Genomic DNA, 18,535 nt, shown 5'->3' on the forward strand with positions numbered 1-18,535 from the left:
GACGGCTTCCGGCACCCCGGCAAGAGGGTCGGGAAATACCGGTAGGCTGGTCACATGTCCGAACCGACCGGTGCCGCCCGCCGTCGCGGCCCATTCAAAGTCGGGGACCAGGTCCAGCTCACCGACCCCAAGGGACGCCACTACACCTTCACGCTCGAAGCCGGAAAGAACTTCCACACCCACAAGGGTTCTTTCCAGCACGACGAGCTGATCGGTGCTCCCGAGGGCAGTGTTGTCCGTACCACGGGAAACGTCGCCTACCTGGCGCTGCGCCCCCTGCTCCCCGACTACGTCCTGTCCATGCCCCGCGGTGCCGCCGTGGTCTACCCGAAGGACGCGGGCCAGATCCTTGCCTTCGGCGACATCTTCCCCGGCGCCCGCGTCGTCGAAGCCGGCGTCGGCTCGGGTGCGCTCAGCACCTTCCTGCTGCGCGCCATCGGCGAGCAGGGCATGCTGCACTCCTACGAGCGCCGCGAGGACTTCGCCGAGATCGCCCAGCAGAACGTCGAGCGCTACTTCGGCTCGCCGCATCCCGCCTGGCAGCTCACCGTCGGCGACCTCCAGGACAACCTCTCGGACACCGACGTCGACCGCGTCGTCCTGGACATGCTCGCCCCCTGGGAGTGCCTGGAGGCCGTCTCCAAGGCCCTGGTGCCCGGCGGCATCCTCTGCGCGTACGTGGCGACGACGACCCAGCTCTCGCGGACCGTGGAGTCCATCCGCGAGATCGGCTGCTTCGCCGAACCGCAGCCGTGGGAGTCGATGATCCGCAACTGGCACGTCGAGGGCCTGGCCGTGCGCCCCGACCACCGCATGATCGGCCACACCGGCTTCCTGGTCACCGCCCGCCGGCTGGCGGACGGTGTCGAGCCGCCGCTGCGCCGCCGCCGCCCCTCCAAGGGCGCCTACGGCGAGGACTACGACGGCCCCGGCGCCCGGAGCGGTTCCGCTTCCCGCGACTGACCGCACCGAGCCCGGAAGGCGCCGCCGCCGTGTTCCCGGACCGACCCGGGGCACGGCGGCGGCGCCTTCGCGTGGTCCGGGCGGACCCCGCCGTTCCCCCTCGGGTGTGAGGTGTGGCACGATGCTGGCCACCCCCTCGGCAGGCATTCGTTCGGCGCCGCCTGCCAGGCCTCCAGGAACCACAGGAGACATACCGCGTGCAGACCTCCGCGCTCCCGGACCTCGCGCACACCGCGGCCAGGCCGGTGCACTGGCTCGCCACGGCGACGGCCATGGCCGCGGTGGTCGCCGCCGCGGGGCTGCTCCAGCCCGACGCGGCCACCGCCACAGCCACCTCCCCGGCACCGGGACACCGCGCCACCGCCCCGCACGGGGGTGCGTCCGCCGCGCCGGCGCCCGACGCCGCGGACGTCGCCTTCCCGCTCGACTGCGGGCCGTCGGGACAGACCGTCGCCGACAGCGCTCCGGGGGACCTGGACGGCGACGGCGGGCCCGAGACCGTGGCCGTCGTCCGCTGCGACGCGGGGTCGGGCACCCCGCCCAGCGGTGTCTACGTCGTGACGAAGCCGGACGGGGCCCCGGCCAGGGTCGTGGCGACCCTGGTGGACCCCGCCGAGAATCTCCAGGTGACCGGTCTCACCGTGGCTGAGGGCCGCATCTCGGCGACCCTGCTCGGCTACTCCTCGGCCGACGTCCCGCGTTGCTGCCCCGACGAACGGCAGAACCCCGTGTGGCAGTGGAAGGGGAACGCCTTCATCAGGTCCGCGGGCCCCGCGGAGAGAACCGCCCGCGGCGTCTGACCGTCACTCCGCGTCCGGCCCGTAGACTTCCACATTGTCCGAAACGCGACGTACATGAATACAGTCGCCCGGGCACTCCTTGGCCGAGTCCACGACGTCCTGGAGCAGCGGCAGCGGCACCGGGGTGGTGGCGCCCTTGTCCTGGAGCAGCTCGTCCTCGGAGCTCTTCACGTACGCGAGACCGTCGATGTCCAGCTCGAACACCTCGGGTGCGTACTGCACGCAGATGCCGTCGCCCGTACAGAGGTCCTGGTCGATCCAGACCTCGAGGTCCTGCGTGTCGCTGTCGCCCGGAGCGTCGTGCTGCACGGTCATAAGTCCTGCCGTTCCCTGCGTATCTGCACCAATTGAAGCCAGCCCTGACGGGTGTTGACCGCTTCGACGATACAACCGGCTGCTTTCCGGTGCCGAAGGGTGGGTATTCCCTTGGCGTGAGGGAGAGCGCAAGGGTGAAGATCGGACACAGTCCCAGGTCTTTGTGATCTAGGGGTTTCAATCATCACCCACCCAGGTAGGGTCAGGAAGCGTCCAGCTCCCCTTGGAGGAGGTGAGGACCGTGGCAGCCCACGACGACGACATCAACCGCGGCATCCGGCCCGGGCGGGGGTCAGAAGACCCAGCCGGCCAGGTCGCCTATCTCGAGCAGGAAATCGCCGTCCTGCGACGTAAGCTCGCCGACTCTCCGCGTCATACGAGGATTCTCGAAGAGCGGATCGTCGAGTTGCAGACCAGCCTGGCGGGCGTGTCCGCGCAGAACGAGCGGCTCGCCAACACACTCCGGGAGGCCCGCGACCAGATCGTGGCCCTCAAGGAGGAGGTCGACCGGCTCGCGCAGCCGCCGGCCGGATTCGGTGTCTTCCTGCAGGCCAACGAGGACGACACCTGCGACATCTTCACCGGGGGCCGCAAGCTCCGGGTGAACGTCAGCCCCAGTGTCGAGCTCGACGGCCTCAGGCGAGGCCAGGAAGTCATGCTCAACGAAGCGCTCAACGTGGTCGAGGCCATGGAGTTCGAGCGGGCCGGGGACATCGTCACCCTCAAGGAGATCCTCGAGGACGGCGAGCGTGCCCTGGTCATCGGGCACACCGACGAGGAACGGGTGGTGAGGCTCGCCGAGCCCCTCCTGGACATCACCATCCGCCCCGGCGACGCCCTCCTGCTCGAACCCAGGTCCGGCTACGTCTACGAAGTGGTCCCCAAGAGCGAGGTCGAGGAACTCGTCCTCGAAGAGGTCCCGGACATCGACTACGACAAGATCGGCGGCCTGGGCGACCAGATCGAGCTGATCCGCGACGCGGTCGAGCTCCCCTACCTCCACCCGGACCTCTTCAAGGAGCACGAACTCCGGCCGCCGAAGGGCATCCTGCTCTACGGTCCCCCCGGCTGCGGCAAGACGCTCATCGCCAAGGCCGTCGCCAACTCACTGGCCAAGAAGGTCGCCGAGGTGACCGGGCAGCCCGCGGGGAAGAGCTACTTCCTCAATATCAAGGGCCCCGAGCTCCTCAACAAGTACGTGGGTGAGACCGAGCGGCACATCCGGCTCGTCTTCCAGCGTGCGAGGGAGAAGGCGAGTGAGGGCACCCCCGTCATCGTCTTCTTCGACGAGATGGAGTCCCTCTTCCGCACCCGCGGCTCCGGTGTCAGCTCGGACGTGGAGAACACCATCGTCCCCCAGCTGCTCGCCGAGATCGACGGTGTGGAGGGCCTGGAGAACGTCATCGTCATCGGCGCCTCCAACCGTGAGGACATGATCGACCCCGCGATCCTGCGGCCCGGCCGTCTCGATGTGAAGATCAAGATCGAGCGCCCGGACGCGGAGGCGGCGAAGGACATCTTCGCGAAGTACCTCACCCCCTCGCTGCCGCTGCACTCGGACGACCTGGCCGAGCACACCGGCTCCAAGGAGGCCGCCGCCCACGCCATGATCCAGTCGGTCGTGGAGCGGATGTACACGGAATCCGAGGAGAACCGCTTCCTCGAGGTCACCTACGCCAACGGCGACAAGGAAGTCCTGTACTTCAAGGACTTCAACTCCGGAGCGATGATCCAGAACATCGTGGACCGGGCGAAGAAGATGGCCATCAAGGCATTCCTCGAGCAGGGCCAGAAGGGCCTGCGCGTCTCCCATCTCCTCCAGGCGTGCGTGGACGAGTTCAAGGAGAACGAGGACCTGCCCAACACCACCAACCCGGACGACTGGGCCAGGATCTCCGGCAAGAAGGGTGAGCGGATCGTCTTCATCCGCACACTCGTCACCGGAAAGCAGGGCGCGGACACCGGTCGCTCCATCGACACGGTGGCGAACACCGGACAGTACCTGTAGAACGCGGACCGGCTGCGGATGCCCGGCAGGGTATCCGCAGCCGGCCGCTTTCACAGCGGGCTCCGCCCACACCGAACAAAGACGCAATTGATCTCCCCTCCGGCGCAGAGGCGCTCTAGGCTCTGCCATATCCGCCGAGTCGCGCGGTGCGGGGACCGGCACCGCGGACCAGCAGCGGTACTTGAGCGCCGCTCCCGGACGGGGGCGACGCCGGGCAAGGAGGGCCGCATGACCGTACGGCGAGTAATGGGCATCGAGACGGAGTACGGGATCTCCGTCCCCGGTCAACCCAACGCCAATGCCATGCTCACCTCGTCCCAGATCGTCAACGCGTACGCGGCGGCGATGCACCGGGCGCGCCGCGCCCGCTGGGACTTCGAGGAGGAGAATCCGCTGCGTGACGCGCGAGGCTTCGACCTCGCCCGCGAGACCGCAGACTCCAGTCAGCTCACCGACGAGGACATCGGCCTGGCCAATGTCATCCTCACCAACGGTGCGCGGCTCTACGTCGACCACGCACACCCCGAGTACAGCTCACCGGAGATCACCAATCCGCTGGACGCGGTGCTCTGGGACAAGGCGGGGGAGCGGGTGATGGCGGAGGCGGCCGAGCGCGCCGCCGCGATCCCCGGTGCCCAGCCGATCCACCTCTACAAGAACAACACCGACAACAAGGGCGCGTCCTACGGCACGCACGAGAACTACCTGATGAAGCGCGAGACCCCGTTCTCGGACATCGTGCGCCATCTGACCCCCTTCTTCGTCTCCCGCCAGGTGGTCACCGGTGCGGGACGCGTGGGCATCGGCCAGGACGGCCAGGAGCACGGCTTCCAGCTCAGCCAGCGCGCCGACTACTTCGAGGTCGAGGTCGGGCTGGAGACGACCCTCAAGCGCCCCATCATCAACACCCGCGACGAACCGCACTCGGACGCCGAGAAGTACCGCCGGCTCCATGTGATCATCGGCGACGCGAACCTGTCCGAGATCTCCACGTACCTGAAGCTGGGCACCACCTCGCTCGTCCTCGCCATGATCGAGGACGGCTTCATCAAGGTCGACCTCGCCGTCGACCAGCCGGTCCGTACCCTGCACCAGGTCTCGCACGACCCCACGCTGAAGCAGCTGGTCACGCTCCGCAGCGGCCGGACACTCACCGCGGTCCAGCTCCAGATGGAGTACTTCGAGCTCGGCCGCAAGTACGTCGAGGAGCGGTACGGCGCCGACGCCGACGACCAGACCAAGGACGTGCTGGCCCGCTGGGAGGACACCCTCAACCGCCTGGAGAACGACCCGATGAGTCTGTCGGGCGAGCTGGACTGGGTCGCCAAGCTGCAGCTGATGGAGGGCTACCGGCGCCGTGACGGCCTGGACTGGGACGCCCCCCGGCTCCACCTGGTGGACCTCCAGTACTCCGACGTACGCCCCGACAAGGGGCTGTACAACCGTCTGGCGGCGCGGGGGAGCATCAAGCGGCTGCTGGACGAGAGCGACGTCGAGCGGGCCCGTACGAAGCCTCCCGAGGACACCAGGGCCTATTTCCGTGGCCGCTGCCTGGAGCAGTACGCGGACGACGTCGCGGCGGCGTCCTGGGACTCGGTGATCTTCGACCTGCCCGACCGTGACTCACTGCAACGGGTCCCCACGATGGAACCGTTGCGTGGTACACGTAGCCACGTCGAGGGGCTTCTCGACCGCTGCCGTACGGCGGAAGAGCTGGTCCGGACGCTGACGGGGGCCTGAAAGGCGCCCCGGGTGGGAATCAATGAGATGACCTCCGGACGTTGAGGAAAGTACCGGGCCGATGTCGGACCCCGTAGGTAGGGTCTGATCAAGTGCTTCGAACCGAGCGGGGTGAGCTAGATGGCGACCAAGGACACCGGCGGCGGACAGCAGAAGGCGACACGTTCCACCGAGGAGACCGAGGAGCAGGCGCAGGAGGCGCAGGCGTCCGAGGACCTCAAGGAGCGGCAGGAGAAGCTGGGCGAGGACGTCGACGACGTCCTGGACGAGATCGACGACGTCCTCGAGTCCAATGCCGAGGACTTCGTTCGCTCGTTCGTGCAAAAGGGCGGCGAGTGACGGCCGGAGAACCGGTCCTGGCCGCACGCCGGTGAGACCGGCCGGCGGCCCGCGTCTTCCGCGGGGTGCCCTCGCCCACGCAGGGGCACCCCACGGAAGCGTTTCCGCACCTCGATCATGTTGATCACCGCCACGGGGCGGGTAGGGTCCGTGGCGTAGCGCTTCAACTGCAATCCGGCCATCGGCAAGTTGGGGGATGATCCTGACTCCTTGCGCAGGGCCATCGCATACCTGGAGGGAAACGCGTGGAAGCCAACACTCGTAGCACCGGGCGTCTACCAGCTGCCTTCCTGACGCCGGGGTCGTCGTCGTTCATGGACTTCCTGTCCGACCACTCGCCCGAGATCCTTCCCGGAAACCGCAGCCTCCCGCCGCTCCAGGGCGCCGTCGAGGCCCCGCACGGCACGACCATCGTCGCGGCCTCGTACCCGGGCGGAGTGGTGCTGGCCGGCGACCGGCGGGCGACCATGGGCAACATGATCGCCCAGCGGGACATCGAGAAGGTCTTCCCGGCGGACGAGTACTCGGCGGTGGGCATCGCCGGCACGGCGGGCCTCGCCGTGGAGATGGTCAAGCTGTTCCAGCTGGAGCTGGAGCACTTCGAGAAGGTCGAGGGCGCCACGCTCTCCCTGGAGGGCAAGGCCAACCGGCTCTCCACGATGATCCGGGGCAACCTCGCGATGGCCATGCAGGGGCTGGCGGTCGTCCCGCTGTTCGCCGGGTACGACGTCGACCGCGAGAAGGGCCGCATCTTCTCCTACGACGTCACCGGCGGGCGTTCCGAGGAGCACGGATACGCGGCCACCGGCTCGGGCTCCGTCTTCGCCCGCGGGTCGATGAAGAAGCTGTACCGCGCCGACCTGACGGAGGAGCAGACGCTCACCCTGGTGGTACAGGCCCTGTACGACGCCGCCGACGACGACTCGGCGACCGGCGGCCCGGACGTGGCCCGCCGGATCTACCCGATCGTCACCGTCATCAACGACGAGGGCTTCCGCAGGCTCGGCGACACGGAATCCTCGGAGATCGCGCGCGCGATCCTGGAGCGCCGGCTCGAACAGCCCGACGGCCCCCGTGCCGCGCTGCTCTGACCGGCCCGATGCTTCTCCGATGCACTCGTCACTGACAGAAAGGGACGGATAGCCGGTGTCGACGCCGTTCTATGTCTCACCCCAGCAGGCCATGGCCGACCGGGCGGAATACGCCCGGAAGGGCATCGCCCGTGGTCGCAGCCTGGTTGTGCTGCAGTACGCCGACGGCATTGTGTTCGTCGGCGAGAACCCGTCCCGCGCGCTGCACAAGTTCAGCGAGATCTACGACCGGATCGGCTTCGCCGCCGCCGGCAAGTACAACGAGTACGAGAACCTCCGTATCGGCGGGGTCCGCTACGCGGATCTGCGGGGATACACCTACGACCGCGACGACGTGACGGCCCGTGGACTGGCCAACGTCTACGCGCAGACCCTCGGCACCATCTTCTCCAGTGCGGCCGAGAAGCCGTACGAGGTGGAGCTGGTGGTCGCCGAGGTCGGCGTCGGGCCCGAGGGCGACCAGATCTACCGCCTGCCCCACGACGGCTCGATCGTGGACGAGCACGGCTCGGTCGCCGTCGGCGGGAACGCCGAGCAGATCAGCAGCTTCCTCGACCAGCGCCACCGCGACGGGATGTCCCTGGCGGAGGCTCTGAAGCTGGCGGTCCAGGCGCTCTCCCGCGAGGCCAACGGCAACGAGCGGGAGATTCCCGCCGAGCGGCTCGAGGTCGCCGTCCTGGACCGGACGCGGCCGCAGCAGCGGAAGTTCAAGAGGATCGTCGGCAGGCAGCTGGCCAGGCTGCTGGGCGCCGACGACACGGGGACCACACCGACGGACGCCCCGTCCGACACGGAGGAGCCCGAGGGCCCGGCCGGGACGTCCGCCCCGGAGGGCGGCGGCTCCGGGGGCACGGACACGGACGGCCCCGCCAAGCCGTAACCGGTACCGACCGGCGACCGGGTCCCCGCCAGCCGCACGACGGCCGGCGGGGACCTCGTCATGTGGTCGGCGCGGGCGCGGTGGATCCCCTCGGCACCAGCCGGACGGGCAGCCCGCCGGCCTCCGCCTCCCGGCCCTCCAGGACGGCCAGCAGGGCCCTCATGCCGCGCTCACCCACCTGCTCGGCGGGCAGGCGCACGGTGGTGAGCTCCGGTTCCACAGCGGTGGCGAGGGCGAGGTCGTCGAACCCGGTCACCGAGACGTCGCCCGGCACCAGCAGGCCCAGCCTCCGTGCGGCCTTGCAGGCGCCCGCGGCCAGGATGTCGTCGTCACAGACGAGCGCCGTGGGCCGGGGACCCGGCGTGGCGAGCGCCGCCTGTGCCGCCTCGCGTCCCGCGGTCACGTCCAGGGGCGCGCGCACGGTCCGCACGGTGGCTTCGGGGACGTCCCGCAGGGCCTCGCGCAGAGCCCGGGCGCGCTCCGCGAAGGTCCAGGTGTCCACGGCGGACGCAAGGTGCACGAACCGGCGGTGGCCGAGACCCAGCAGATGCTCCGTCACCTGGCGCATCCCGTCGGCGATGTCGAGATTGACGTGAGCCGCCGCGCCGTCGTCCCCCGGATCGCTGTCCAGCATCACCAGCGGGAGGTCCGCGCCCCGCAGCGCTCCCAGGGCCTCGGTGGCCATGGAGGACGCGATCACCCCGTCCAGCGCCGCGCGCGCCGAGGCGAAGGGGTCCCTTGCGGGACCGGTGCCGTCCGGGGACGGATAGAGCACCACGCCGAAGCCGTGCTCGGCTGCGACGGCCGCGGCGCCGGTGTACACCCGCGCGAAGAACTCGTTGGTGAGCGCGGGCACGACGAGCAGGGCCGTCCGGGTGTGCCCCAGCCGCAGGCTGCGGGCGGCGAGATTCGGCCGGTAGCCGAGCTCTCCGGCGCTGTCCCGCACCCTCGCGGCTGTGGCCTCCGAGACCCTGCCCCGCCACTTGTCGCCGAGCACCAGCGAGACCGTGGCCTGCGAGACCCCCGCGGCCCGTGCCACGTCACGGCTGGTGGGCCGTGGTGGGGCGGGCTGCCGCGCCTTGCTCACTCATGCCTCCGTGCCGGCCGTTCCGGTGCTGCGGGATGGACTCCCGGGTTGCCCACATGGTACGTATGAAGGCCGAAGTTATACGTAAAACCCCGTGGCCGTGACACCGTCGGGGGAGAGGGGCGGACATGGCTGCGGGATATCTCGACATCCTCAGGGCGAGGCACGCCGCGCGCCTGCTCACCGGGACCCTGGTGGGGAGGCTGCCGAACGGCACCGCCCACATCGCCATCGTCCTGTTCGTGCGGGCCGAGGGCGGCGGCTACACGCTGGCCGGCGCCCTGGCGGCCGCCTACGGGCTCGCCACCGCGGTGGGGCAGCCGCTGCTCGGCCGGGCCGTGGACCTGTACGGGCAGCCGCGCGTCCAGTTCCCCGCCGCGGTCGTCTCCGCCCTCGGCATGGCCGGACTGGCCCTCGCCGGCCTGGGCTCGCTCCCCGCGGCCTACGCGGCGGTCGTCGTGGCCGGCCTGTTCACACCCCCGCTGGAGGGCGGGCTGCGTGCCCTGTGGCCCACGGTCCTCGGCCGGGAGGACCGCGTGCACCGCGCCTACGCCATGGACGCGGTGGCCCAGGAGGTCATGTTCACGGTGGGGCCGCTGCTCGTCACCCTGCTGGTGTCGCTGTGGTCGCCCGCCGCCGCCCTGCTGGTCATCAACGCCCTCGGGGTGCTGGGCGCGCTCTCCGTCGTGCTGTCCGAGCCGTCGAGGAACTGGCGATCGGCGCCGCGCGAGGCGCACTGGCTCGGAGCCCTGCGCTCCCCGGGCCTGCTCGCCCTGCTGGGCGCCTTCTTCTTCGTCGGCCTCGCCCTCGGCTCCATCACCGTCGCCGCGGTCGCCTACGCGGACGACCACGGCCGGGAGTCCGTGTACGGCTGGCTGATGGCGGCGCTGGGCCTCGGGGCGCTGATCGGGGGAGCGGTGTACGGGGCGCGCCAGTGGGCCGGCCCGCCCGAACGCAGGCTCCGGGTCGTCGTCGGGCTGCTCGCGCTGGGCTATCTGCCGCTGATCCTGACGCCCGGTGTGCCCGCCATGACCCTGCTGGCGGCTCTGGCCGGGGTGTTCCTCGCCCCGGCGATCGCCTGCTCCTTCATCGTCGTCGACCGGCACGCCCCGCGGGGCACCGTGACCGAGGCGTTCTCCTGGCTGGTGACGACCTTCGGGGTGGGCGCCGCCGCCGGAACGGCGGTCGCGGGCCCGGCCGTCGAGCTGGGCGGCACCTCATGGAGTTTCGCCGTGGCGGGGGCCGGTGGAGTGGCCGCGACGCTGGTGCTGCTGGCCACCGGAAGGGTCCTCGCAGCTCCCGGGCGTACGCCCGCCGTCGTGGCCGGTTCGGAAAATGATCGAAACGGTGCTGCCGAACCCGGTTTCAGCTCAGGCCATAAGGCGTAATGTTCAGTCATGGACCGCCGCATTTTCGGGCTGGAGAACGAGTACGGCGTCACGTGCACGTTCAGGGGACAGCGCCGACTGTCACCTGACGAAGTGGCGCGCTACCTCTTCCGCCGTGTTGTGTCATGGGGCCGCAGCAGCAATGTCTTCCTGCGGAACGGCGCCCGCCTGTACCTCGACGTGGGATCGCATCCGGAATACGCGACACCCGAATGCGACAACGTGACCGAACTGGTCACGCACGACAAGGCGGGCGAGCGCATTCTCGAGGGCCTGCTCGTCGACGCAGAACGCCGCCTGCACGAGGAGGGAATCGCGGGCGACGTCTATCTCTTCAAGAACAACACCGACTCGGCGGGAAACTCCTACGGGTGTCATGAGAACTACCTCGTGGCCCGGCACGGAGAATTCTCCCGGCTCGCGGACATCCTCATTCCGTTCCTCGTGACCCGTCAGCTGATCTGCGGCGCCGGCAAGGTGCTGCAGACGCCACGCGGAGCCGTCTACTGCGTGAGCCAGCGGGCCGAGCACATCTGGGAGGGCGTCAGCTCCGCCACGACGCGCTCCCGCCCGATCATCAACACCCGGGACGAGCCGCACGCCGACGCCGAGCGGTACCGCCGCCTCCACGTCATCGTCGGTGACTCCAACATGTCCGAGACGACCATGCTCCTCAAGGTCGGGGCCACCGACCTCGTGCTGCGCATGATCGAGGCCGGCACGGTGATGCGCGACCTCACGCTGGAGAACCCGATCCGGGCCATCCGGGAGGTGAGCCACGACATCACCGGGCAGCGCAAGGTCCGGCTGGCGAGCGGCCGTGAGGCCTCCGCCATCGAGGTCCAGCGGGAGTACTACGAGAAGGCCGTCGACTTCGTCGAGCGCCGGGGCATCCGCACGGGGACCGTGGACCAGGTCCTCGAACTGTGGGGCCGCACCCTCGACGCCATCGAGGCCGAGGACCTCGACCGCATCGGCACCGAGATCGACTGGGTCATGAAGTACAAGCTCATCGAGCGGTACCGGGCCAAGCACAACATGACGATGTCGAACCCGAGGGTCGCTCAGATAGACCTCGCCTACCACGACATCCACCGGCGGCGCGGGCTGTACTACCTCCTGGAGCGCAAGGGCCAGGCCACCCGCATCTGCAACGACCTGAAGATCTTCGAGGGCAAGTCCGTGCCCCCGCAGACCACCAGGGCGCGGCTGCGCGGCGACTTCATCCGCCGCGCGCAGGAACAGCGGCGGGACTTCACCGTCGACTGGGTCCACCTCAAGCTCAACGACCAGGCGCAGCGCACCGTGCTGTGCAAGGACCCGTTCCGATCGGTCGACGACAGGGTGGAGAAGCTGATCGCCGGCATGTGACGGGACGTCCCGTCCGGCGACCCGAGCGGCAGGGCCCGTACGTTCCTCGTACGGGCCCTGCCGCTCTGCCGCCGGCAACTCCACGAGAGGCCCGGGCACCCGCGGCGTGGGGCCGCGCCTGTCGTCGCGTGCCCGCCGGGGAGCGGGGGAGAGCCCTTAGAGTGTCGGGGGACCATTCACGTGCCTTCTGAGATCTGAGGAACCCGTGCGCCGACTTGCCGGCCTTCTCGTCGTCCCCCTTCTGCTGCTGTCCGCGGTGGCATGCGGCGACGACAAGGCCTCCGACTCCGCTTCGTCCCAGGGCAACCCCGCGATCACCGCGGGGACGAAATTCGGTGAGAAGCCCACCCTGGCCAAGGGGGAGGGAGATCCCCCCAAGGAACTGAAGACCGACGTCATCAGCGAGGGTGACGGTGCGGCGCTCAAGAACGGCGACGCGATCCAGGTCAACTACCTCGGACAGGCATGGGACTCCACCAAGCCGTTCGACAACAGCTTCGACCGCAAGCAGCCGTTCGACCTGACGCTCGGTGCGGGCATGGTCATCCAGGGCTGGGACAAGGGGCTCGTCGGACAGAAGGTCGGCAGCCGCGTCCAGCTGGTCATCCCGCCGGACCTCGGCTACGGCGCGCAGGGCCAGGGCGACATCAAGCCCAACGCCACCCTCGTCTTCGTCGTGGACATCGTGAAGGCGACGCAGATCCCCAAGTCCGCCGAGGGCACGAAGGTCGCACAGGACGACGCCGGCCTCCCGAAGGTCGGTACCAACACGGACGGCAAGGCGCCCTCCGTGGAGATCCCCAAGAGCGACCCGCCGAAGAAGCTGGTCTCCAACTACGTCCTGGAGTCCAAGGGCGAGGTCGTCAAGGACACCGACAGCGTCGTCGTGAACTACGTCGGGCAGCTCTGGAAGGGCGGCAAGGTCTTCGACAGCACCTACCAGACGGGCAAGACCCAGACCTTCCCGCTGGCCCAGGTCACCCTCAAGGGACTCAAGACCGGTCTGGTCGGCAAGAAGGTCGGCAGCCGCGTGCTGCTCGTCATCCCGCCGGACCAGGCCTTCGGCAACGAGGCGCAGCAGTCCATCCCGGCCAAGTCGACCCTCGTCTTCGCGGTCGACATCCTGGCGAAGATGTAAGACTGTCCCGGTTACGCACTTCATCAGTAAGAGGAGCAGCTCAGTGAGCATCGAGAAGCCCGAGATCGACTTCCCGGGTGGCGAGCCGCCGGCCAAGCTGGAGATCAAGGACATCTGGGAGGGCGACGGACCGGTGGCCCAGGCGGGTCAGACCGTCTCCGTGCACTACGTCGGTGTCGCCTTCTCCACCGGCGAGGAGTTCGACGCCTCCTGGAACCGCGGCACCCCGCTGCAGTTCCAGCTCGGTGCCGGCCAGGTCATCGCCGGCTGGGACCAGGGTGTCCAGGGCATGAAGGTCGGCGGGCGCCGCCAGCTGACCATCCCCGCGGACCTCGCCTACGGCGACCGCGGCGCGGGCGGCGGGCGCATCGCCCCGGGCGAGACGCTGATCTTCGTCTGCGACCTCGTCGCGGTCTGATCCGTCCGGTTACCGCACCAGGGGCCCGCGCCGCAAGGCGCGGGCCCCTCGCTTTGGTCCGGACACCCCGGGGCGGTACGGTCGACGGTCGGAGAGTACGTCGAGAAGGGGCGTCGATGGCGATTGCCAAGGCCGAACGGCTGATGAACCTGGCGCTGTGTCTGCTGGGTACCCGGCGCCCGCTCAGCAAGCGTGAGCTCCGCGGATCCATCGAGGCCTATCTCGAGGCGGGCTCCGACGAATCCTTCAACCGGATGTTCGAGCGCGACAAGGACGACCTCCGCGAACTCGGCCTCGTCATCGAGACGGTGGAGAACCTCGACGGCGACACCGGGTACCTCGCGCGCCGTGACAGCAACCGGCTCCCCCCGATCACCCTGGACGCCGAGGAGGCCGCGGCGCTCGGCCTGGCCGCGAAGGTCTGGCAGCAGGCCCGTCTCGCCGGGGCCGCCAGCGGCGCCCTGCAGAAGCTGCGTGCCGCCGGAATGCCCGAGGCCGAGGACGACTTCGAGGTGCACAGCACCCTCGAACCCCGGATCCCCGTCCACGAGGCCGCCTTCGAACCGCTGATGCTCGCCTGCCGGGACCGGCGCCCGGTCACCTTCGACTACCGCAAGGGCAACGCCGCACGCCCCGAGCAGCGCCAGGTCGAACCCTGGACGCTCGAGTGCTGGCGCGGTCACTGGTACCTGGCCGGCTGGGACCGCGGCCGCGGCGCCGAGCGGGTCTTCAGGCTCTCCCGGATCTCCGGCCGGGTCCGTTCCCGCGCCGGGGCGTTCACGGCGCCCGTACCCGACGCGGTCACCGTCCGGGAGACCGTCGAGAGCTGGGCCGGTGAGACGGCCACCAGGACGGCGCGTATCCGCCTGCGCTCCGGGGCCGGCTACCCGCTGCGCTCCCGGGCGATAACCGTCACCGAACTCGGTGACGGATGGGACGAGTTGGAGATCCCCTACGGACACGGGCTGGACGCCTGGCTCGTGGAGTTCGGCCCCGACGTGATCGTGAGCGAGCCCGCCGACCTGCGGGCCGATGTGATGGACCGGCTGCGCGCCGTGGCCAAGGACTGAGGGGGAGCCGTACTCGTGGCCACGAACGCGATCGACCAGACCCGGCGGATGCTCTCCCTGGTGACGTATCTGCGTGAGCGCCCCGGCGCGCACGTCCAGGACGTCGCCCGGGCCTTCGGGATCACCGAGGACGAGCTGATCTCGGACCTCGACGTGCTGCCCATGTGCGGGACCAGTTTCCGAGGCGGCGACCTGCTGGACATCGACACCGACGGCGACCGGATCTGGTGGCACAACCCGGACGACGTGGCCGAGCCGCTGCGGCTCGCCGCCGACGAGGCGACCGCGCTGCTCGTGGCCGCCCGTGCCGTCGCCACCCTCCCCGGACTGCGGGAGAGCGACCGGCAGGCGCTGCTGCGGGCGACCGCGAAGCTGGAGACCGCGGCCGGGGAGGTGGGGACGGCCAGCTCGCGGCTCTCGGTGACCTTCGAGGCCGAGGGCGGCGTCTTCGCCGACGTGGACCGGGCGATCTCCGAGCGGCGGCGGCTCTGGCTGCGCTACTACTCACCGGCGCGCGACGAGCTGACCGAGCGCGAGGTGGATCCGATCCGGCTGTTCGCCGTCGGACACACCTACATGGAGGGGTGGTGCCGGCTCACCGAGGCCCGGCGCACCTTCCGCCTCGACCGGGTCGCCGAGATCAGGCTGCTCGACGCCCCGTCCGCCCCGCCGGAGCTGGAGCTGCGAGACCTCTCCGAAGGACTGGTCCAGCCCGCGGCCGAGGACCCGGAGGTCGTCGTCGAGGTGGGCCCCGGAGGCCGGTGGGTCGCCGAGTACTACCCGCACGACAGTGCCGAGGAACTCCCCGACGGCGGGCTGCGCATCACCCTGCGCACCCCCGATCCGGCCTCCCTGCGCAGGCTCGCCCTGAGACTGGGAGGCGAGGGACGCATCACATCGCCGCCCGACCTGGCCGAGAGCGCCCGCTCCGCGGCGCGTGAGGCACTGGCCGCCTACGACGGCACACTCTGAAGGGCGGCGGCGGGTGCACCGAGGCGAGCGAGGCCCCTTGACCGCGATACCGGGCACATCGACCGGCCCTGTTCCGGTCCCGGTGCCCGAGACCGTACGATTCCGGGCCGCCTGCCCGGACTGCCGGGAGCGGTTCGAACTCGGAGCGGGAGCGCTGCGGCTCGCCATAGGCGCCAGCCGCCGTACGACCTTCTACTCCTTCACCTGCCCCGCCTGCGGCTCCGCGGTCCGCAAGCCGGCCGGGGAGCGCATCGTCGAGCTCCTCAGCGGCGGCGGGGTGCGAACACTGCGCCTGCACACCGCCCTGCGGTGACGAGACACATCGAGGATCCGTCCATGTTCTGGCCCATGCTCGCCATCGCCCTGGGATTCGCCGGCCTGGCCGTGCTCGGCGTCCTGGCCGTCAAGGTCTACGTCGAGGCGCGGCGGCTCGGCCGCCAGGTCGCCGTGACCACGCAGCGGATCAACCGGGCCGCCGAGGATCTGGAACGAGCGGCCACCACGCTCGCCGACACCGGCGAGGCCCTGCGATAGCAGGCCGTGGCCTCCAGCCGCACAGGGACGAGGGGTACCCTGCTGAGGCGGCCCAGGCAGTGAGGTGCGGGCCGCAAGCGGGAGTACGCGCGGGCATTGCCTCGCGTTTACCCCTGCGGGTTACGATCGCTCCCAGCGGAAAGGTCGGACACCTGTCCGGTCGAACGGGTAGCGAGCCCACCCTCCAGACGCCTCAGTGAGAAGGAAGTCGCACATGATCGGCAATCTGAAGCCCCTCGAGATCGTTCTGATCATCGCTGTCATCCTGCTGCTCTTCGGTGCCAAGAAGCTTCCCGACATGGCGCGTTCGCTCGGCAAGTCGGCCCGCATCCTCAAGAGCGAGGCCCAGGCGATGAAGAAGGACGGCGCGGAACCCGCCGCCCCCACCGCGGAGAACGTCGCGGACACCACCCAGCCGACGACCGCGCGCACGATCCAGGCCGCCCCGGGCGACGTCACCAGTGCCCGACCGGTCAGCGAGTCCAAGCCCACCACCCAGAGCTGACAGCTGATCCCCAGCCCCGGAAGCTGCCGCACGAGACGAGGGAAGTGGGTTGCTCAAGTCTGCCCGCAAGCAGGAGAAGGACGACGAGGGGCGGATGCCCCTCCTCGATCACCTGCGTGAGCTGCGCAACCGCCTGCTGAAGTCGGTCCTGGCGATCCTGGTCGCCGTGATCGTGGCGGCCTTCTTCCAGAAGGAGATCTTCGAGTTCCTGATGAAGCCGATCCTCGACTCGGTCGGCTGCAAGAACGGCGCGGTGACCATGATCAACGGTCGCCCCTGCGCGGAGATGACGACCAACGGTCTGCTGTCGCCGTTCACCATCGCGCTGAAGGTCGCCCTGATGACGGGCGTACTGGCCGCCACGCCGGTGTGGCTCTACCAGCTCTGGGCGTTCGTCGCCCCGGGGCTGCACAAGCAGGAGAAGCGCTACTCCTTCGCCTTCGCGGCGGCGGGGGTGCCGCTCTTCGTCCTCGGCGCCTGGATCGCCTACTGGATCCTGCCGCAGACCGCGGAGATCATGCTCGGCTTCACGCCCGACAACGTGAAGAACCTGCTGCCGCTCGACGACTTCCTCGATCTGATCACCCGCATGGTGCTCGTCTTCGGGCTGGCCTTCGAGCTCCCGCTGCTGCTGATCCTCCTCAACATGACCGGGGTGCTGAGCGGCAGGCGGATGCTCGCCTGGTGGCGCGGGATGATCGTCGGCCTGACCGCGTTCGGTGCCATCGCCACACCCGGCGGGGACCCGCTGTCGATGATGCTGCTGGCCGGTCCGCTGGCGGTGCTCTACTTCATCGCGGTCGGCTTCTCGCTGCTGAACGACAAGCGCCGTCACCGCAACGACCCCGACGCCGAGCTCGACGACGACGAGGCGTCGCGGCTGGACCTCACGCCCGAACCGGTCGGCGCCGTCGAGCCCGCCCCGCGTCCGGCCCTGCCGGGCCAGGCCAACGGCGAGGCGGACGGGGGAGGCTCGCACCGGCTCAACGGTTACGACGACATCACCTGACCTTGTAAGGTCCCGCGGGTGACCAGCGAGATCACCCTCTTCGTCAATCCCACCGCGGGAAGCGGCCGGGGCGCGCGTGCCGCGCAGCCGGCCGCTTCGGCTTTGCGGGACGCCGGCTTCTCCGTACGCACGGTGCTCGGCGAGGACGCCGGCGACGCCCTGCGGCGGGCTCGCGAGGCGGTGGCCGGCGGTACCGGTGCGCTCATAGCCGTGGGCGGGGACGGCATGATGTCCCTCGCCCTCCAGGCCGTCGCCGGGACCGCGACGCCGCTCGGAGCCGTGGCCGTCGGGACCGGCAACGACTTCGCCCGCGCGCTCGGTCTGCCGGTACGCGACCCCGCCGCCGCGGGACGGCTCGCCGCCGGGATGCTGAAGGCGGGCACGGCGCGTGCGATCGACCTCGGCCGCGTGGGGGAGCGCTGGTTCGGGTCCGTGCTCGCCTCCGGCTTCGACTCCAGGGTCAACGACCGGGGGAACCGGATGCGCCTGCCGGGGCGCTTCAAGTACGACCTGGCGATCCTGGCCGAACTGGCGGCCTTCCGGCCGATCCCCTACCGCGTCAGGCTGGACGGCGGACCGGTCACCGAGATCGAGGCGACGCTGATCGCGGTGGGCAACGGGACCACCTACGGCGGAGGCATGCGCATCTGCGCCGGTGCCGAGATGGACGACGGGCTCCTCGACGTGACCGTGGTCGGCGACTGCAGCCGGACCACACTGCTCAAGGTCTTCCCGAAGGTGTACCGGGGGACGCACCTGGACCACCCGAAGGTCACCGTGCACCGGGTCGCCTCGATCGAGATGGCCGCGGCGGACGTCACCGCCTACGCGGACGGTGAGCCGCTGGGCGCGCTGCCGCTGACCGCCACCTGCGTACCGGGTGCGGTGCGGGTCCTCGCACCGTGAA

General features: G+C 70.0%; 20 protein-coding genes and 1 pseudogene. 19 read left to right on the plus strand and 2 right to left on the minus strand.

The annotated features are described in order from the left end of the window. Window positions 1-54 precede the first annotated feature (54 nt). The gene (locus ACFXOA_RS03535) at window positions 55-963 is read left to right on the plus strand and encodes a tRNA (adenine-N1)-methyltransferase (protein WP_385021820.1); all 909 of its coding nucleotides are present in this window, start codon (window positions 55-57) and stop codon (window positions 961-963) included. Window positions 964-1,160: 197 nt separating this feature from the next. Next, the gene (locus ACFXOA_RS03540; RefSeq protein ID WP_385021823.1) at window positions 1,161-1,763 is read left to right on the plus strand and encodes a hypothetical protein; all 603 of its coding nucleotides are present in this window, start codon (window positions 1,161-1,163) and stop codon (window positions 1,761-1,763) included. Window positions 1,764-1,766: 3 nt separating this feature from the next. On the opposite strand, the gene ACFXOA_RS03545 is transcribed toward ACFXOA_RS03540, so the two are convergent. Further along, window positions 1,767-2,078: a ferredoxin gene (locus ACFXOA_RS03545; RefSeq protein ID WP_362674568.1), complete on the minus strand. Its 312-nt coding sequence runs from the start codon at window positions 2,076-2,078 to the stop codon at window positions 1,767-1,769. Window positions 2,079-2,319: 241 nt separating this feature from the next. Between ACFXOA_RS03545 and arc the strand changes: the two genes are divergently transcribed. From arc to prcA, 6 genes and pseudogenes are all read left to right on the plus strand, one after another. After that, the gene (arc, locus tag ACFXOA_RS03550) at window positions 2,320-4,086 is read left to right on the plus strand and encodes a proteasome ATPase (RefSeq protein ID WP_385021827.1); all 1,767 of its coding nucleotides are present in this window, start codon (window positions 2,320-2,322) and stop codon (window positions 4,084-4,086) included. 228 nt (window positions 4,087-4,314) lie between these two features. After that, complete coding sequence (gene dop, locus ACFXOA_RS03555; RefSeq protein ID WP_385021830.1) at window positions 4,315-5,826, plus strand: depupylase/deamidase Dop; 1,512 nt, start codon at window positions 4,315-4,317, stop codon at window positions 5,824-5,826. A 120-nt stretch (window positions 5,827-5,946) separates the two neighbouring features. After that, window positions 5,947-6,165 (plus strand): ubiquitin-like protein Pup, encoded by a 219-nt coding sequence (locus ACFXOA_RS03560; protein ID WP_362552119.1) that lies wholly within the window; start codon window positions 5,947-5,949, stop codon window positions 6,163-6,165. Window positions 6,166-6,281: 116 nt separating this feature from the next. After that, window positions 6,282-6,459: pseudogene (locus ACFXOA_RS03565) on the plus strand (endonuclease domain-containing protein); the annotation flags it as partial. Beyond that, window positions 6,411-7,256: a proteasome subunit beta gene (gene prcB, locus ACFXOA_RS03570; protein WP_385021834.1), complete on the plus strand. Its 846-nt coding sequence runs from the start codon at window positions 6,411-6,413 to the stop codon at window positions 7,254-7,256. The pseudogene ACFXOA_RS03565 and the gene prcB, both read left to right, overlap by 49 nt. A 55-nt stretch (window positions 7,257-7,311) precedes the next feature. Next, window positions 7,312-8,136 (plus strand): proteasome subunit alpha, encoded by an 825-nt coding sequence (gene prcA / locus ACFXOA_RS03575; protein ID WP_385021837.1) that lies wholly within the window; start codon window positions 7,312-7,314, stop codon window positions 8,134-8,136. A gap of 58 nt (window positions 8,137-8,194) precedes the next feature. Here the strand turns inward: prcA and ACFXOA_RS03580 are convergent, their stop codons facing one another. Continuing rightward, window positions 8,195-9,223: a LacI family DNA-binding transcriptional regulator gene (locus ACFXOA_RS03580; protein WP_385021840.1), complete on the minus strand. Its 1,029-nt coding sequence runs from the start codon at window positions 9,221-9,223 to the stop codon at window positions 8,195-8,197. A gap of 128 nt (window positions 9,224-9,351) precedes the next feature. Between ACFXOA_RS03580 and ACFXOA_RS03585 the strand changes: the two genes are divergently transcribed. The 11 genes from ACFXOA_RS03585 (at window position 9,352) to ACFXOA_RS03635 (ending at window position 18,534) form a co-directional block, all read left to right on the plus strand. Further along, entirely contained in the window at window positions 9,352-10,611 is a 1,260-nt protein-coding gene (locus ACFXOA_RS03585; RefSeq protein WP_385021843.1) for an MFS transporter, read from the plus strand. Between the two features lie 9 nt (window positions 10,612-10,620). Beyond that, on the plus strand, window positions 10,621-11,982 hold the full coding sequence (pafA, locus tag ACFXOA_RS03590) for a Pup--protein ligase (RefSeq protein WP_073751411.1): 1,362 nt from the start codon (window positions 10,621-10,623) through the stop codon (window positions 11,980-11,982). A 205-nt stretch (window positions 11,983-12,187) separates the two neighbouring features. Beyond that, the gene (locus tag ACFXOA_RS03595; protein WP_385021847.1) at window positions 12,188-13,120 is read left to right on the plus strand and encodes an FKBP-type peptidyl-prolyl cis-trans isomerase; all 933 of its coding nucleotides are present in this window, start codon (window positions 12,188-12,190) and stop codon (window positions 13,118-13,120) included. A gap of 43 nt (window positions 13,121-13,163) precedes the next feature. Further along, complete coding sequence (locus ACFXOA_RS03600) at window positions 13,164-13,538, plus strand: FKBP-type peptidyl-prolyl cis-trans isomerase (RefSeq protein WP_385021850.1); 375 nt, start codon at window positions 13,164-13,166, stop codon at window positions 13,536-13,538. Between the two features lie 116 nt (window positions 13,539-13,654). Beyond that, on the plus strand, window positions 13,655-14,608 hold the full coding sequence (locus ACFXOA_RS03605) for a helix-turn-helix transcriptional regulator (RefSeq protein WP_385021853.1): 954 nt from the start codon (window positions 13,655-13,657) through the stop codon (window positions 14,606-14,608). 15 nt (window positions 14,609-14,623) lie between these two features. Continuing rightward, window positions 14,624-15,580, plus strand: coding sequence for a helix-turn-helix transcriptional regulator (locus ACFXOA_RS03610; RefSeq protein ID WP_385021856.1), 957 nt, complete (start codon window positions 14,624-14,626; stop codon window positions 15,578-15,580). Window positions 15,581-15,617: 37 nt separating this feature from the next. After that, entirely contained in the window at window positions 15,618-15,893 is a 276-nt protein-coding gene (locus ACFXOA_RS03615) for a hypothetical protein (protein ID WP_385021859.1), read from the plus strand. 23 nt (window positions 15,894-15,916) lie between these two features. Beyond that, window positions 15,917-16,114 (plus strand): hypothetical protein, encoded by a 198-nt coding sequence (locus ACFXOA_RS03620; RefSeq protein WP_385021861.1) that lies wholly within the window; start codon window positions 15,917-15,919, stop codon window positions 16,112-16,114. Between the two features lie 214 nt (window positions 16,115-16,328). Beyond that, the gene (tatA, locus tag ACFXOA_RS03625) at window positions 16,329-16,619 is read left to right on the plus strand and encodes a Sec-independent protein translocase subunit TatA (protein WP_385021864.1); all 291 of its coding nucleotides are present in this window, start codon (window positions 16,329-16,331) and stop codon (window positions 16,617-16,619) included. 49 nt (window positions 16,620-16,668) lie between these two features. Next, on the plus strand, window positions 16,669-17,628 hold the full coding sequence (gene tatC / locus ACFXOA_RS03630; RefSeq protein ID WP_385021866.1) for a twin-arginine translocase subunit TatC: 960 nt from the start codon (window positions 16,669-16,671) through the stop codon (window positions 17,626-17,628). 18 nt (window positions 17,629-17,646) lie between these two features. Further along, window positions 17,647-18,534, plus strand: a complete 888-nt coding sequence (locus ACFXOA_RS03635) for a YegS/Rv2252/BmrU family lipid kinase (protein ID WP_385021869.1) — start codon at window positions 17,647-17,649, stop codon at window positions 18,532-18,534. The last annotated feature ends 1 nt before the right edge of the window (window position 18,535 follow it).

This window comes from Streptomyces sp. NPDC059166, assembly GCF_042755185.1.
In the GTDB taxonomy this organism is placed as follows: domain Bacteria; phylum Actinomycetota; class Actinomycetes; order Streptomycetales; family Streptomycetaceae; genus Streptomyces.

What these genes read in the sequence shown, in the direction of transcription:
- ACFXOA_RS03535 (WP_385021820.1), top strand. Translation starts at nt 55, where the DNA reads ATGTCCGAACCGACCGGTGCCGCCCGCCGTCGCGGCCCATTCAAAGTC.
- ACFXOA_RS03545 (WP_362674568.1), bottom strand. Translation starts at nt 2,078, where the DNA reads ATGACCGTGCAGCACGACGCTCCGGGCGACAGCGACACGCAGGACCTC.
- dop (WP_385021830.1), top strand. Translation starts at nt 4,315, where the DNA reads ATGACCGTACGGCGAGTAATGGGCATCGAGACGGAGTACGGGATCTCC.
- ACFXOA_RS03560 (WP_362552119.1), top strand. Translation starts at nt 5,947, where the DNA reads ATGGCGACCAAGGACACCGGCGGCGGACAGCAGAAGGCGACACGTTCC.
- ACFXOA_RS03585 (WP_385021843.1), top strand. Translation starts at nt 9,352, where the DNA reads ATGGCTGCGGGATATCTCGACATCCTCAGGGCGAGGCACGCCGCGCGC.
- pafA (WP_073751411.1), top strand. Translation starts at nt 10,621, where the DNA reads ATGGACCGCCGCATTTTCGGGCTGGAGAACGAGTACGGCGTCACGTGC.
- ACFXOA_RS03605 (WP_385021853.1), top strand. Translation starts at nt 13,655, where the DNA reads ATGGCGATTGCCAAGGCCGAACGGCTGATGAACCTGGCGCTGTGTCTG.
- ACFXOA_RS03620 (WP_385021861.1), top strand. Translation starts at nt 15,917, where the DNA reads ATGTTCTGGCCCATGCTCGCCATCGCCCTGGGATTCGCCGGCCTGGCC.
- tatA (WP_385021864.1), top strand. Translation starts at nt 16,329, where the DNA reads ATGATCGGCAATCTGAAGCCCCTCGAGATCGTTCTGATCATCGCTGTC.